Source organism: Streptomyces erythrochromogenes (assembly GCF_040684695.1).
Taxonomy (GTDB): domain Bacteria; phylum Actinomycetota; class Actinomycetes; order Streptomycetales; family Streptomycetaceae; genus Streptomyces; species Streptomyces erythrochromogenes_C.
On sequence record NZ_JBFBGM010000040.1, the window covers coordinates 33,811 to 47,977 of the forward strand.

The following is a 14,167-nucleotide window of genomic DNA, read 5'->3' on the forward strand; positions in this document are numbered from 1 at the left end:
GATGTCAGCCCGTCAGACCGCCGGGACGCAGCGGCCCTCCTCCGTGCGGTACTGCCACTTCGCGCCGTCCGTGACGAGCTCCTTCACCGCCCGGACGAAGCGCTCCACGTGCTCGTCGGGGGTGCCGGCGCCGAAGCTGACGCGGATCGCGTTCAGGGAGCGCTCGCCCGGGGCGGCCTCGGGGGCCCCGCACTCGCCCTGGGCCTGCGGCTCGCTGCCCAGCAGGGTCCGTACCAGCGGGTGGGCGCAGAACAGGCCGTCCCGGACACCGATCCCGTACTCGGCGGAGAGCGCGGCGGCGAAGTGGGAGCTGTTCCAGCCGTCCACCACGAAGGAGATGACGCCGACCCGGGGGGCGTCGTCGCCGAAGAGGGACAGGACCCGGACCGCCGGGACCTGCGCCAGGCCCTCGCGGACCCGGGTCACCAGCTGCTGCTCGCGGGCCACCAGGGTCTCGAAGCCGGCCTCGGTCAGGGCCCGGCAGGCCGAGGCGATGGAGTAGACGCCGATGACGTTCGGGGAGCCTGCCTCGTGGCGGGCGGCCGTGGTGTGCCACTCGACGTCCACGCCGCCGTCCTCGCGGCGGGAGACCCTGCGGGAGGCCCCGCCGCCGGCCAGGTACGGCTCGGCCTCCTGGAGCCAGTCGGCGCGGCCGGCGAGGACGCCCGAGCCGAAGGGCGCGTAGAGCTTGTGGCCGGAGAAGGCGACCCAGTCGACGTCGAGGTCCCGCACGGAGACGGGGTGGTGCGGGGCCAGCTGGGCGGCGTCCAGCACGATCCGCGCGCCGTGGGCGTGCGCGGCGGCGGCGAGTTCCTTCACCGGCCACAGCTCGCCGGTGACGTTGGAGGCGCCGGTGACGCACACGAGCGCCGGGCCGTAGGGCTCTCGGTCGGCGAGCGCCCGCTCCAGGGTGGCGACGGCCTCGGCCGGGGTGCGCGGCGCGTTGAGGTAGGTGACCTGCGCGTGCGTCCACGGCAGGAGCGAGGCGTGGTGCTCGGTCTCGAAGACGAAGACCTGGCAGTCGGCCGGGAGCGCCGCGGCGAGCAGGTTCAGGGAGTCGGTGGTGGAGCGGGTGAAGACGACCTGGTCGCCGGGGCGGCAGTCGAGGAACTCGGCGACCGTGGCGCGGCTCTGCTCGAAGAGGTCGGTGGACAGCTGCGAGAGGTACCCGGCGCCGCGGTGGACGCTGCCGTAGTAGGGGGCGTAGGCGGCCACGTCGTCCCAGACCCGCTGGAGGGCGGGGGCGCTGGCGGCGTAGTCGAGGGCCGCGTAGGTGACCTCGCCGCCGGTGACGAGGGGGACGGTGACATCGCGGCCGAGGACGGCGAGGGGCTCGCCGCAGGCGGGGTCCTGGGCGGTGGCGACGGTGGTGGCGGTGGCGGTGTTCAGGGATGCGGACATGGCGGTATCTCCCGGCAGGCAGGGCTGAATGGCTTCGGTGTGCCCGTACGCACGTGGGTACGGGAAGATCCCCGGGACGAGAGGAGGGCGCACGGAAGTGACCCTGGTCCGAGGGTGAAGAAGGGGCGTCGGTCGCCCTATCGCATTCGCTTGCTCACGGAAAACGCTCCTCGAGAGACCAGGACCCCTGGTGTCGAGGGATCCGCGCTTGCCGTAGGCCTTGCTGCCTACGACCTGGTCATCACCCGGGGCACCCCGCCACGGAAGGAGGGTTGCCGGACAGCAAGCCGGGGCCTAAACGCTGTCACTCGTGACCTGGTCTGCATCCTGCCACATGATCGGCCGGCCGCAAGACCCCGGTCCACATGGCGGACCGGGGTCTGGCCGGAAACGTGTGCCGCGGTCAGGCGTTGCTGGCCGTCACCCAGCGCTCCAGTGCGGCCCTGGCGGCGCCGGAGTCGATCGACTCGGCCGCGCGGGCGATGCCGGCGGCGATCTGCTCCTCCAGGCTGCCCGTGCCCGGGTCGAGGGCCACCAGGGCGGCCGCCGAGTTCAGCAGGACGGCGTCGCGCACCGGTCCGGTCTCGCCGGCCAGCAGGCGGCGGGCCACGTCGGCGTTGTACGAGGGGTCGCCGCCGGCCAGGGCGGAGACGTCGACCAGGGGGATGCCGACGTCGCGGGGGTCGAAGGACTGCTCGGCGACCTTCCCGTCCCGGACCCACCAGACCCGGGAGGTGGCCGTGGTGGTCAGCTCGTCCAGGCCGTCGTCGCCGCGGAAGACCAGCGCGGACGAGCCGCGCTCGGCGAGCACGCCCGCCACGATGGGGGCCATCCGGGGGTCCGCCACGCCGGTGGCCTGGGAGCGGACGCGGGCCGGGTTGGTCAGCGGGCCGAGGATGTTGAAGGTGGTCCGGATGCCCAGTTCGCGGCGGGCGCCTGCGACGTGCCGCAGGGCCGGGTGGAACTTCACCGCGAAACAGAAGGTGATGCCGGCCTCCTCGGCCACCTCGACGACCCGTGCGGTGCTCAGGTCGAGGTTGACGCCGAGCTTCTCCAGGACGTCCGAGGAGCCGCTCGCGGAGGACGCGGCCCGGTTGCCGTGCTTGACGACCTTGGCGCCGGTTCCGGCCACGACGACGGCCGACATCGTGGAGATGTTCACCGTCTTGGCCCCGTCGCCGCCGGTGCCGACGATGTCGACGGTGCGGCCGGGCACCTCGATGAGGTTGGCGTGCCCGTACATGGCCCGTACCAGGCCGTTGATCTCCGCGACCGTCTCCCCCTTGGCGCGCAGGGCGACCACGAAGCCGGCGATCTGGGCGTCGGTGGCCTCCCCGCGCATGATCCGGTCCATGGCCCAGGCGGTGTCGTCGGCGCGCAGGTCCTGGCCGGTCAGCAGGGCGTCGAGGACGCCCGGCCAGCCACGGGCCGCCACGCTGTCGCCGCCTGCCGGGGTCGCAACGTTCATGGTCAGCTCCTGCTGCTGTAGGGGTTCCCCGTCGAATGGGTCGGAGATCAGCCTATCCAGCCCCGGTTACGGCAAAGAGCCCCGTCCGGAGACTGGACGGGGCTCTCGCCGTGGCGACACCAGGACTGACCGAAATCAGTCCCTCATGCGATGGTGCGGGGGATCAGTGGTGGCCGTGGCCGGACTGGATCTCCTTGTACTCCTCCACCGTGGGCTTCGGGATCTGGTTGCCCTCGGCGTAGAAGCCCTTGCTGAGCTTCGCGCGCAGCTTCTCGGTGGCCTTCACCTTGCGCTCGACACCGTTCTCGTCGACCGTCGGGCCGATCTCGATCGGCTTGTACTGCTCGTGCGCGGTGAGGGTGTGCAGCTTGCCCTGCGGGAGCGGCTCGTGGACCTCGACGAACTCACCGTGCGGCAGACGCTTGATGATGCCGGTCTCGCGACCGTGCAGCACCTTGTCGTGGTCCCGGCGCTGGAGGCCGAGGCAGATCCGCTTGGTGACGATGAAGGCGAGGACCGGGACGACGAAGAAGCCGATCCGGACGAACCACGTGATCGAGTTGATCGACAGGTGGAAGTACTGGGCGAACATGTCGTTGCCGCCGCCGATGAGGAGCACGATGTACTCCGCGATCCAGGCGACACCGAAGGCCGTACGGGTCGGGACGTTGCGCGGGCGGTCCAGGATGTGGTGCTCGCGCTTGTCCCCGGTGACCCAGGACTCGATGAACGGCCAGACGGCGATCGCACCGAGCACCAGCGGGAAGAGCAGCAGCGGGATGAACACGCCCAGGACGAGCGTGTGGCCCCACAGGTTGATCTCCCAGCCGGGCATGGCACGGATCAGGCCTTCCGGCATACCCATGTACCAGTCGGGCTGCGCACCGGTGGACACGTGGTCCGGGCGGTACGGGCCCAGGGCCCAGATCGGGTTGATCGAGGCGATGCCGGCGACGACCGCGATGACACCGAAGACCAGGAAGAAGAAGCCTCCGGCCTTGGCCATGTAGACCGGCAGCAGCGGCATGCCGACGACGTTGTTGTTCGTCTTGCCGGGACCCGCGTACTGGGTGTGCTTGTGGTAGAAGACCAGGATCAGGTGGGCCACCAGGAGGCCCATCATGATGCCGGGCAGCAGCAGGATGTGCACCGAGTAGAAGCGCGCGACGAAGTCGCCGCCCGGGAACTCCCCGCCGAAGAGGAACATCGACAGGTAGGTGCCGACGACCGGGACGGACAGGATGGCGCCCTGCATGAAGCGGACACCGGTACCCGAGAGCAGGTCGTCCGGCAGCGAGTAACCGGTGAAGCCGGTGAACATGCCGAGGACCAGCAGCAGGAAGCCGAAGATCCAGTTGACCTCGCGCGGCTTGCGGAACGCGCCGGTGAAGAAGACGCGCATCATGTGCACGATCATCGCCGCGACGAAGATCAGCGCCGCCCAGTGGTGGATCTGGCGGATCAGCAGGCCACCGCGGACGTCGAAGCTGATGTCGAGCGTCGAGGCGAAGGCCTCGGACATCATGACGCCCTGCATCGGGACGTAGCTGCCGTGGTACTCCACCTCGTTCATGCTCGGGTGGAAGAACAGCGTCAGGTACACACCCGTGAGGATGATGATGATGAAGCTGTAGAGGCAGATCTCACCCAGCATGAAGGACCAGTGGTCCGGGAAGATCTTGCGCATGTTGGCCTTGGCCAGGCTGTAGATGCCCAGGCGGCCGTCCGCCCAGTCCGCTACCCGCTCGCCGGCCGGCGCTTTGCGCGCCTTGTTGTCAGTGGCGGTGCTCATCCGCGCTCCCAGAATGCAGGGCCGACGGGCTCTTCGAAGTCGCCGAGCGCTTCGAGGAAGCCTTCGTCATTCACGCCGATCCGCAGCTGCGGGAGGGCGTGACCGGCCGGGCCGAAGATGACACGGGCGCCGTCGGAGAGGTCGAAGGTGGACTGGTGGCACGGGCAGAGCACGTGGTGCGTCTGCTGCTCGTACAGGCTGATCGGGCAGCCGACGTGGGTGCAGATCTTCGAGTAGGCCACGATCCCGTCGTGGGACCACTCGAGTTCCTGCTTGTCCTTGATGTCCTCCGGCTGGATGCGGACGATCATCAGGGCGGCCTTGGCGATCTGGACCTGGAAGTCGTGCTGGTGCTCGTCCAGGCCCTCGGGCATGGCGAACGTCAGCGAACCGACGAGCACGTCCTCGGGACGCAGCGGCTCCATCGTGTTCTGGTTGATGAGCAGCTTGCCCTTGGCCCACAGGGTCTTGCGCAGCTTCTCCTCGGGCAGCGGGCCCAGGTCGCGCAGCAGCACGACGCCGGCGAGCGGCACCATGGCCATCGCGCCGAGCAGCGTGTTGCGGATCAGCGGGCGGCGGCCGATGCCGGACTCGTTGGCGCCGTCGGCGAAGTCCTGCAGGACCTTCGCCTTGACCTCCGGCGGAGCGGCGATCTCGTGGCGGTCGTCGGCGACCTCGACGTCGGACATGAGGGTGCGGGCCCAGTGGACCGCGCCCGCGCCGATGCAGAAGAGGGCCACGCCCAGGGTGATGCCCAGGGCGAAGTTGAGCGCGCTGACCTTCCCGATGGGGAAGATGTAGACGATCTTGTCGACCGGGAAGATCACGTAGGACGCGATGAAGGCGATCGTCGCCAGCATCGACAGCGTGAAGAGCATCGCGACGGTGCGCTCGGAGCGCTTCGCCGCACGCTCGTCGATGTCCTGGATGCGCGGCTTGTGGACCGGCAGGCCCGGGTCGGCGAACGGGTCGTCCGCGACTGCTACGCCACCGTGGTGGGCGTCGCCCTGCTCGCTCGGCAGGTGCTTCTCTTCGGGAATCTCTTGGCTACTCATGACTTCTTGGCCTTAGCGGTGTGGGCCGCGACCCAGACGGCGACAGCGATCAGCGCACCCAGAGCGAAGATCCAGCCGAACAGACCCTCGGAGACGGGGCCGAGGCCACCGAGCTTGAGACCACCGGGGTTGGTCGACTTCTCACCGTTCACGTTCTGGAGGTACGCGATGATGTCCTTCTTCTGCTTCTCCGGCATGGTGCTGTCGGGGAAGGAGGGCATGTTCTGCGGGCCGGTCTGCATGGCCTCGTAGATGTGCTTGGGCGAGACGTCCTCAAGGTTGGGGGCGTACTTGCCGTTCGTCAGCGCGCCGCCTTCACCGGTGAAGTTGTGGCACTGCGCGCAGTTGTTGCGGAACAGCTCACCGCCGTTGGCGATGTCGGCGTCCGCCGGGTCGTACTGCTTCTCGGTCGGCGTGATCGGGCCGGCACCGAGGGAGGCGATGTACGCGGCCAGCTGGTCGATCTGCGCCTGGGTGTAGATGACCGGCTTCTTCGGCACCTGGGCGCCGGGCTGCTGGGCGGGCATGCGGCCCGTGCTCACCTGGAAGTCGACGGCCGCGGAGCCGACGCCGACCAGGCTCGGGCCGTCAGAGGAACCCTGACCGCCGGTTCCGTGGCAGCTTGCGCAACCCACGGCGTAGAGCTTCTTGCCCTCCTCGATGGCGAGGGACTGGGCGGTTTCATCGGCCTGCGCCTTGCCCGCGGGAGCAAAGGCGGCGTACAGCCCCCCAGTGGCCGCCAGCGCGAAGAGTAGAACGACGACCGCCGCCAGCGGATGGCGTCGTCGTGCGGAGAGCTTTTTCACGGATTACCCCGGTGTCAGGATCTTCTGCGTCGGTGTGTCTGGATGGAGTGCCGGGTCGGACCCGGTGACGTGTTCGCTACTTGATCAGGTAGATCGTGGCGAAGAGGCCGATCCAGACGACATCGACGAAGTGCCAGTAGTAGGACACGACGATGGCCGACGTGGCCTGTTCGTGGGTGAACCTCTTGGCCGCGTACGTCCGGCCGAGGACCAGCAGGAAGGCGATGAGACCGCCCGTCACGTGCAGACCGTGGAAGCCGGTGGTCAGGTAGAAGACCGAGCCGTACGGACCGGACGAGAGGCTCATGCCCTCGTGCTTGACCAGCTCGGTGTACTCGAACACCTGGCCGCCAATGAAGATCGCACCCATGACGAACGTGATGATGAACCACGTCCGGAGCTTCTTCACGTCACCGCGCTCGGCGGCGAATACGCCGAGCTGGCAGGTGAGGGAGGAAAGCACCAGGATCGTCGTGTTCGTCGCCGAGAAGGGCAGATTCAAGGCCGAGGCCTGCTCTGTCCAGTACTCGGGACCTGTCACGGATCGCAGGGTGAAGTACATCGCGAAGAGGGCCGCGAAGAACATCAGCTCGGAACTCAACCAGATGATGGTTCCGACGCTGACGAGGTTCGGCCGGTTGACCGTCGGGTGCGCGTGCCCGGTATCTACTGTCGTTGCTGTCGCCACGACCGACATTATGTCGGTCGCTTATCCCGCCCTCACCCCGGGGGGTGCCGTTCGGAGTGTCAGGGGCGTGTGCAAGGCCCGAACGGCCCATCAGATCACCTCTCCGAACAGCCTCGTGCACATGTCCGAACCGATGCTGAGCGGGCTGCGGGAGGAGTAGCATCCCGCGCAACATCAACGTGATTCATGGGACACGTGGAGGATCGAAATGCGGGCGACTGCGCGGGTTCTGGTCTACAGCGACGACGCGGGCACCCGGGAGCAGGTGAGACTGGCGGCGGGCCGCCGTCCCGCCGCGGATCTGCCGCCGGTGGAGTTCCTGGAGTGCGCGACCCTGCCGGCGGTCCTGGCGGAGCTGGACGCGGGCGGCATCGACGTGTGCGTGCTGGACGGCGAGGCGGTTCCGGCCGGGGGCATGGGCGTGTGCCGGCAGATCAAGGACGAGATCTTCCGGTGCCCCCCGGTGCTGCTGCTGATGGGGCGCCCCCAGGACGCCTGGCTGGCCACCTGGAGCCGCGCGGACGCCGCCGTGACCCTTCCGGTGGATCCGGTGGCGTTCGCGGACGCCCTGGCGGGCCTGCTGCGCTCCCGGCTGTCCTCGTCGGCGGCCTGACCCCCGACGGCGACGCGGCAGGGCCCCCGGACACGGTCCGGGGGCCCTGCGCGTGGCTCAGACCGTCGGCCGGAGGCGGGCCTGGTCGGTGTGGCTGCGGCCGTCCTGGGTGCCCTTGAGGAGGGCGCTGCCCTCGCGCCAGTCCTTCCAGTCCATGTTCCAGTCGCCGAAGCCGTTGCCGAAGATGTCCATGTCGTCGCCGATGCTGTTGATCACCTGGACGATGTCGCCCTCGGTGATGTTCTCGTAGAACCAGGCGGCGTTGCCCGTGCTCATGCCGGTGCAGCCGTGGCTGACGTTGGCGTAGCCGTGGGAGCCGACGGACCACGGGGCGGCGTGCACGTATTCACCACTCCAGGTGACGCGCGTGGCGTAGTAGACGGGCAGGTTGTAGTACTCGCTGCCGCCGATGCCGACGGTGTCCCCGCGCATCTGTACGTAGTACTGCTTCCCCAGCACCACCTTGATGCCGTTGCGGGTGGAGAACCCGGGCTTGCCGGTGGTGACCGGGATGGAATTGATCACTTCTCCGTTGCGCTTGAACGTCAGCCAGTGGGCCGCGGCGTCGGTGGTGACCTCGACGCGGTCGCCGATCTCCAGCTTCAGCGGCTTGGCGGCGGCGCCGTGGAGGTCGTCGGTGATCCTGATGCCCTCCAGGTTGCTCCGTACGGAGACGGTGGTGTTGGCGGGCCAGTAGTCCTTCGGACGGAAGTGCAGGTTCTTGTCGTCGACCCAGTGCCAGGCCCCTTCGACCCCGGGCGGGGCGTCGACGATCAGACCCCGCTCGACGACGGCGCGGGCCGCCTTGTCCTTGACGGGCTCGTTGAGTTCGGCGGTGAGGGGCTGGCCGACGCCGTACTTGCCCTCCTCCGGGCCGAACTCGACCTTGAGGACGCCCTTGGACGGGGTGGTGTCGAAAGCCATCGTGCGCTGGCCCGGGGTGCCCCTCTGGTCCTCCGTGCTCACGGTGACGGTGTAGCGGACGCCTGCGGCCATGGGGACGGTGCTGTGCCAGCGGTCCCCCTTGGCGCTGAGTTCGCCCGCCAGGCGGCGTCCGTGGGTGTCCACGGCCGTCACATCGGTGATCCGGCTGCCCTTGGCCTTGGCGGTGATCTCCAGGGGCCGGTTGGGATCGACGGGGCGGCTGCCTGCGGTCTGGTTGAAGGCGACCTGCTCGCCCGCGTCCACCGGACGGGCTGACAGCGGGTTGTCGCCGGACCCGCATGCGGTGGCGCCGGCCCCGAGGGACGCGACCAGCAGGGAGCAGCTGAGTACCGTCCAAAGACGCGGTGAGTGCTTCATGGGGCCAACGCTATGAAGATATGACAAATACGGCGCGCGGGGTGACTGCAAACGAGGGGCCCGGACTCCTCCGAAGAGGTGTCCGGGCCCCAAGTGGTGCGCGACCGGGCCGCGCGGGTGCTGCTTTTCGACTACTGGTTCGCGTTCTCACCGCGGTAGTACTCGTACACCCAGCCCCACAGGCCGATCAGGATGATCGGGGCCGAGAAGTACATGAGCCACCAGCCGAAGATGACGCCCATGAAGGCGAGCGCGCCACCGATGCCGAGCGAGAGCGGCTGCCAGCTGTGCGGGGAGAAGAACCCCAGCTCGCCGGCCTCGTCGGCGACGTCGGCCTCCAGGTTGTCCTGGGCCATCTCGTCGACGCGCTTGGCCGTGAAGGCCAGGTAGTAGCCGATCATCACGCTCAGGCCGAAGGCCAGGAAGAGCGCGGTGGTTCCGACGGGCTCCTTCGACCACACGCCATACACGATGGCCATGATCAGGATGAAGAAGGAGAGCCAGAGGAACATCTTGCCCTGGATCTTCACTTGCCGGCCTCCTTGCCACCGGTGACGGCAGCCTTGGCGCCGTGGTCCTCGAGGTGGTCGAGCGCCGCGATCTCCGGGTGGTGGAGGTCGAAGGCGGGCGACTCACTGCGGATGCGCGGCAGCGTGAGGAAGTTGTGCCGCGGCGGCGGGCAGGACGTCGCCCACTCGAGCGAACGGCCGTAGCCCCACGGGTCGTCGACCTCGACCTTCTTGCCGTACTTGGCCGTCTTCCACACGTTGTACATGAAGGGCAGCATCGACAGGCCGAGCACGAAGGAGCTGATCGTGGAGATCGTGTTCAGCGTGGTGAAGCCGTCGGCCGCGAGGTAGTCCGCGTAACGACGCGGCATGCCCTCGGCGCCCAGCCAGTGCTGCACCAGGAAGGTGCCGTGGAAGCCGATGAACAGCGTCCAGAAGGTGATCTTGCCCAGGCGCTCGTCCAGCATCTTGCCCGTGAACTTCGGCCACCAGAAGTGGAAGCCGGCGAACATCGCGAACACCACGGTGCCGAAGACGACGTAGTGGAAGTGCGCGACGACGAAGTACGAGTCGGAGACGTGGAAGTCCATCGGGGGCGAGGCCAGGATGACGCCGGTCAGACCACCGAAGGTGAAGGTGACCAGGAAGCCGATCGTCCAGAGCATCGGGGTCTCGAAGGACAGTGAGCCCTTCCACATGGTGCCGATCCAGTTGAAGAACTTCACACCGGTCGGTACCGCGATCAGGAAGGTCATGAAGGAGAAGAACGGCAGCAGTACACCGCCGGTGACGTACATGTGGTGGGCCCACACGGTCACGGAGAGGCCGGCGATCGCGATCGTCGCGGCGATCAGGCCGATGTAACCGAACATCGGCTTGCGCGAGAAGACCGGGATGATCTCGGAGACGATTCCGAAGAACGGCAGCGCGATGATGTACACCTCTGGGTGTCCGAAGAACCAGAAGAGGTGTTGCCAGAGCAACGCTCCGCCGTTGGCGCTGTCGAACACGTGCGAGCCGAACTTGCGGTCGGCCTCCAGCGCGAAGAGCGCGGCGGCCAGGACCGGGAAGGCGAGCAGGACCAGGACACCGGTCAGCAGCACGTTCCAGGTGAAGATCGGCATGCGGAACATCGTCATGCCCGGAGCGCGCATGCAGATGATCGTGGTGATGAAGTTGACCGAGCCGAGGATCGTGCCGAAGCCGGAGAAGGCCAGACCCATGATCCACATGTCCGCGCCGATGCCGGGCGAGCGAACCGCGTCCGACAGCGGGGAGTAGGCGAACCAGCCGAAGTCGGCGGCGCCGTTCGGGGTCACGAAGCCGGCCACCGCGATGGTCGAGCCGAAGAGGTACAGCCAGTACGCGAACATGTTCAGCCGCGGGAACGCCACGTCGGGCGCGCCGATCTGCAGCGGCATGATCCAGTTGGCGAAGCCCGCGAACAGCGGGGTGGCGAACATCAGCAGCATGATCGTGCCATGCATGGTGAACGCCTGGTTGAACTGCTCGTTCGACATGATCTGCGTACCCGGACGGGCCAGCTCGGCGCGCATGAAGAGCGCCAGCAGACCGCCGATGATGAAGAACACGAACGAGGTGACCAGGTACATCGTGCCGATGGTCTTGTGGTCGGTGGTGGTGAGCCACTTCACGACCACGTTGCCCGGCTGCTTGCGCCGCACCGGCAGCTCGTTCTCGTACGAGTCAGCTGCGGCGGCACCCTGGGATTCGTTGAGGATGCTCACAGTTTGTTCACTTCCGCATTCCGGGCCGGGTCGGTCTGCTGGATGCCGGCGGGGAGGAAGCCGGTCTGACCCTTCTCCGCCAGGTCCTTCAGGTACTCCTGGTACTTCTCGGGCGAGACCACCTTGACGTTGAAGAGCATCCGGGAGTGGTCGACGCCGCAGAGCTCGGCGCACTTGCCCATGAAGGTGCCCTCTTGGCTCGGGACGACCTCGAAGACGTTGGTGTGGCCCGGGATGACGTCCTGCTTGAACAGGAAGGGGACCACCCAGAAGGAGTGGATGACGTCGTTGGACGACAGGATGAAGCGGACCTTCTCACCCTTGGGGAGGACCAGGGTCGGACCCGGGTTGCCCGTCTGCGGGTTGCGGTCGCTCGGGACGCCCTTCTCGTAGACGCCCTCGGCGCCCGCCGGGAAGTCCTTGGTGAAGCGGTCCGGGATGGAGGCGAGCTCCTTGGGAACCGCACCCGCCTTCGGGGTCGCCGCGTCGCCGTCGACGTTCTCGATGTAGTTGAAGCCCCAGCTCCACTGGAAGCCGATCACGTTGATCGTGTGCGGCGGCTTCGGGGTGAGGGCGAGCAGCTTCGACTCGTCACGCGCGGTGAAGTAGAAGAGCACCGAGACGATGATGAGCGGGACCACGGTGTACAGCGCCTCGATGGGCATGTTGTACCGGGTCTGCGGGGGGACCTCCACCTTCGTCCGGCTGCGCCGGTGGAAGATGACGCTCCAGATGATCAGGCCCCACACCAGGATGCCCGTGATCAGCGCGGCGGCCCAGGATCCCTGCCACAGGGAGAGGATGCGCGGCGCCTCCTCGGTTACCGGAGTCGGCATACCGAGTCGGGGGAAGTCTTTCCATGTATACGAGCAACCAGTGGCGGTCGCCAGGACCACGCCCGCAGTCAGCGCCTGCAGCAGCTTCCGCCGCATCGGGCGCCGCGGCGAGCGGTCGGAGCCGTAGGGACTCACGTAGCGCCTTCCCGAGAGTCTCGGCCCGCGCGGCCGGCCGCGGCCGTGTTCGGGTCGGTCGCCGGCCCTGACGCAGGCAGGGGTTTGGATGTTTATGCGGACCAAACCCTACTGGACGCTATTTGGGGTCGCGCGGGGAGGGTGCCCAACGCGCCGCTACTGCCCCCGAAGGGATGGATCCGCCGTACGGGGGACGGTGCGAATGGCCCTGAATGGCGGGCTCCGGGGCCCATCTGACGCCCCCTGACCTCGAACGCTCGGGGGCCGGCGCTAGCGTGGCCGGATGCCGTACTTCGACAGCGCGTCCGCCGCTCCCCTGCATCCCGTGGCCCGGCAGGCGTTGCAGGCCTCCCTGGACGAGGGCTGGGCCGATCCGGCCCGGCTGTACCGGGAGGGCAGGCGCGCGCGGCTGCTCCTGGACGCCGCGCGGGAGGCCGCCGCGGAGGCGGTGGGATGCCGTGCCGACGAGCTCGTGTTCACTCCTTCGGGGACGCACGCGGTTCACACGGGGGTGGCGGGGGTCCTCGCCGGGCGCCGGCGCGTCGGCGGCCATCTGGTCGTATCAGCGGTCGAACACAGTTCTGTACTCCATGCGGCGGCGGCGCACGAGGCGCGCGGCGGGAGCGTTTTCGAGGTCCCGGTGGACCGGTGGGGTGAGGTGTCGGCCGCCGGGTACGCGGACGCGCTCCTCCCGGCGACCGCCCTGGCCTGCCTGCAGTCGGCCAATCACGAGGTGGGCACGCTCCAGCCCGTGGCCGAGGTGGCCGAGGTCTGCGGCGCCGCCGGGGTGCCGCTGCTGGTGGACGCGGCGCAGTCGCTGGCCTGGGGGCCCGTGGAGGGCGCCTGGTCGGTCCTGGCGGCGAGTGCGCACAAATGGGGCGGCCCGCCCGGGGTCGGCCTGCTGGCGGTCCGCAAGGGGGTGCGCTTCTCGCCCCAAGGCCCCGCGGACGAACGGGAGTCGGGCCGCTCCCCCGGCTTCGTGAACCTGCCCGCGATCGTGGCGGCGGCGGCCTCGCTGCGGGCCGTACGGGCGGAGGCGGAGGCGGAGGCCGCCCGGCTGCGGATCCTGGTGGACCGCATCCGGCGGCGGGTGGTGCGGCTGGTTCCGGACGTCGAGGTGGTCGGCCACGCGGACCGGCGGCTGCCGCACCTGGTCACCTTCTCCTGTCTGTACGTCGACGGGGAGGCGCTGCTGCACGAGCTGGACCGGGCGGGCTTCTCGGTCTCCTCGGGCTCCTCCTGCACGAGCTCCACGCTGACCCCCAGTCACGTGCTGCGGGCGATGGGCGTGCTGTCGGAGGGGAACGTACGGGTGTCCCTGCCGCCGGGAACCCCGGCGGCGGAGGTCAACGCGTTCCTGGAGGTGCTGCCGGGTGCGGTGGCGGGCGTACGGGAGCGGCTCGGCGTCTCGGAGCCGGCCGCGGTGGCGCCGGAGGCGGACTCCGTGGAGCTCGACGCGCTCGGGCTGCGGTGCCCCCAGCCGGTGATCGAGCTGGCCCGGGCCATCGTCCGGGTCCCGGTGGGCGGCACGGTGACCGTCCTGTCGGACGACGAGGTGGCCCGGCTGGACATCCCGGCGTGGTGCGCGATGCGGGGGCACGCGTACCTGGGCGAATCCCCCCGCCCCACGGGCACCGCCTACACCGTCCGCCGCGGAGCGTAGCCGTGCCGGGGCGAAATCCGGCCTCGTTTGCCACCCCGACGTCGCCGCTTTCGAAGGCACGGCCGGGCGCATCCAGCCTCGCCGGCGTTTGAGGCGCGGGTCCGGGCGGAGCCTCCCCGAGGCGAGCAGCCGCTCCAGCCCGGCGAGGTCG

General features: G+C 68.9%; 12 protein-coding genes and 1 riboswitch. Of the genes, 2 read left to right on the forward strand and 10 right to left on the reverse strand.

Annotation, left to right across the window (positions count from 1 at the left end):
- Positions 1-12: 12 nt before the first annotated feature.
- From AB0O53_RS36220 to ctaE, 6 genes are all read right to left on the reverse strand, one after another.
- Entirely contained in the window at positions 13-1,401 is a 1,389-nt protein-coding gene (locus tag AB0O53_RS36220) for an aminotransferase class V-fold PLP-dependent enzyme (RefSeq protein ID WP_365201326.1), read from the reverse strand.
- A 199-nt stretch (positions 1,402-1,600) separates the two neighbouring features.
- Positions 1,601-1,717, reverse strand: a riboswitch (SAM riboswitch).
- A gap of 87 nt (positions 1,718-1,804) precedes the next feature.
- A complete protein-coding gene (gene trpD / locus AB0O53_RS36225) occupies positions 1,805-2,869 on the reverse strand; it encodes an anthranilate phosphoribosyltransferase (RefSeq protein WP_365201329.1) in 1,065 nt (354 codons plus the stop codon).
- Between the two features lie 163 nt (positions 2,870-3,032).
- A complete protein-coding gene (gene qcrB / locus AB0O53_RS36230) occupies positions 3,033-4,661 on the reverse strand; it encodes a cytochrome bc1 complex cytochrome b subunit (RefSeq protein ID WP_350996504.1) in 1,629 nt (542 codons plus the stop codon).
- Positions 4,658-5,716, reverse strand: a complete 1,059-nt coding sequence (gene qcrA / locus AB0O53_RS36235) for a cytochrome bc1 complex Rieske iron-sulfur subunit (protein ID WP_350996507.1) — start codon at positions 5,714-5,716, stop codon at positions 4,658-4,660. The genes qcrB and qcrA overlap by 4 nt, the downstream gene beginning before the upstream one ends.
- The gene (gene qcrC, locus AB0O53_RS36240) at positions 5,713-6,522 is read right to left on the reverse strand and encodes a cytochrome bc1 complex diheme cytochrome c subunit (RefSeq protein WP_350996509.1); all 810 of its coding nucleotides are present in this window, start codon (positions 6,520-6,522) and stop codon (positions 5,713-5,715) included. Before qcrC ends, qcrA begins: the two co-directional genes overlap by 4 nt.
- A 76-nt stretch (positions 6,523-6,598) precedes the next feature.
- The gene (ctaE, locus tag AB0O53_RS36245; RefSeq protein ID WP_030036314.1) at positions 6,599-7,219 is read right to left on the reverse strand and encodes an aa3-type cytochrome oxidase subunit III; all 621 of its coding nucleotides are present in this window, start codon (positions 7,217-7,219) and stop codon (positions 6,599-6,601) included.
- A gap of 199 nt (positions 7,220-7,418) precedes the next feature.
- Here ctaE and AB0O53_RS36250 point away from each other — a divergent pair, with 199 nt between their 5' ends.
- Entirely contained in the window at positions 7,419-7,823 is a 405-nt protein-coding gene (locus AB0O53_RS36250; protein ID WP_350996513.1) for a DNA-binding transcriptional response regulator, read from the forward strand.
- A gap of 57 nt (positions 7,824-7,880) precedes the next feature.
- On the opposite strand, the gene AB0O53_RS36255 is transcribed toward AB0O53_RS36250, so the two are convergent.
- The 4 genes from AB0O53_RS36255 to ctaC all read right to left on the reverse strand — a co-directional run bounded on the left by AB0O53_RS36255 (position 7,881) and on the right by ctaC (position 12,353).
- Positions 7,881-9,125: a L,D-transpeptidase gene (locus tag AB0O53_RS36255; RefSeq protein WP_350996516.1), complete on the reverse strand. Its 1,245-nt coding sequence runs from the start codon at positions 9,123-9,125 to the stop codon at positions 7,881-7,883.
- A 131-nt stretch (positions 9,126-9,256) separates the two neighbouring features.
- Positions 9,257-9,655: a cytochrome c oxidase subunit 4 gene (locus AB0O53_RS36260; RefSeq protein WP_350996519.1), complete on the reverse strand. Its 399-nt coding sequence runs from the start codon at positions 9,653-9,655 to the stop codon at positions 9,257-9,259.
- Positions 9,652-11,382, reverse strand: coding sequence for an aa3-type cytochrome oxidase subunit I (gene ctaD, locus AB0O53_RS36265; protein ID WP_350996522.1), 1,731 nt, complete (start codon positions 11,380-11,382; stop codon positions 9,652-9,654). Before ctaD ends, AB0O53_RS36260 begins: the two co-directional genes overlap by 4 nt.
- The gene (gene ctaC / locus AB0O53_RS36270) at positions 11,379-12,353 is read right to left on the reverse strand and encodes an aa3-type cytochrome oxidase subunit II (RefSeq protein WP_136230548.1); all 975 of its coding nucleotides are present in this window, start codon (positions 12,351-12,353) and stop codon (positions 11,379-11,381) included. The genes ctaD and ctaC overlap by 4 nt, the downstream gene beginning before the upstream one ends.
- Positions 12,354-12,636: 283 nt before the next feature.
- Between ctaC and AB0O53_RS36275 the strand changes: the two genes are divergently transcribed.
- Positions 12,637-14,016 carry a cysteine desulfurase/sulfurtransferase TusA family protein gene (locus tag AB0O53_RS36275; RefSeq protein WP_350996526.1) on the forward strand — a complete coding sequence of 460 codons (1,380 nt, stop codon included), beginning with the start codon at positions 12,637-12,639 and terminating at the stop codon, positions 14,014-14,016.
- Positions 14,017-14,167: the final 151 nt, after the last annotated feature.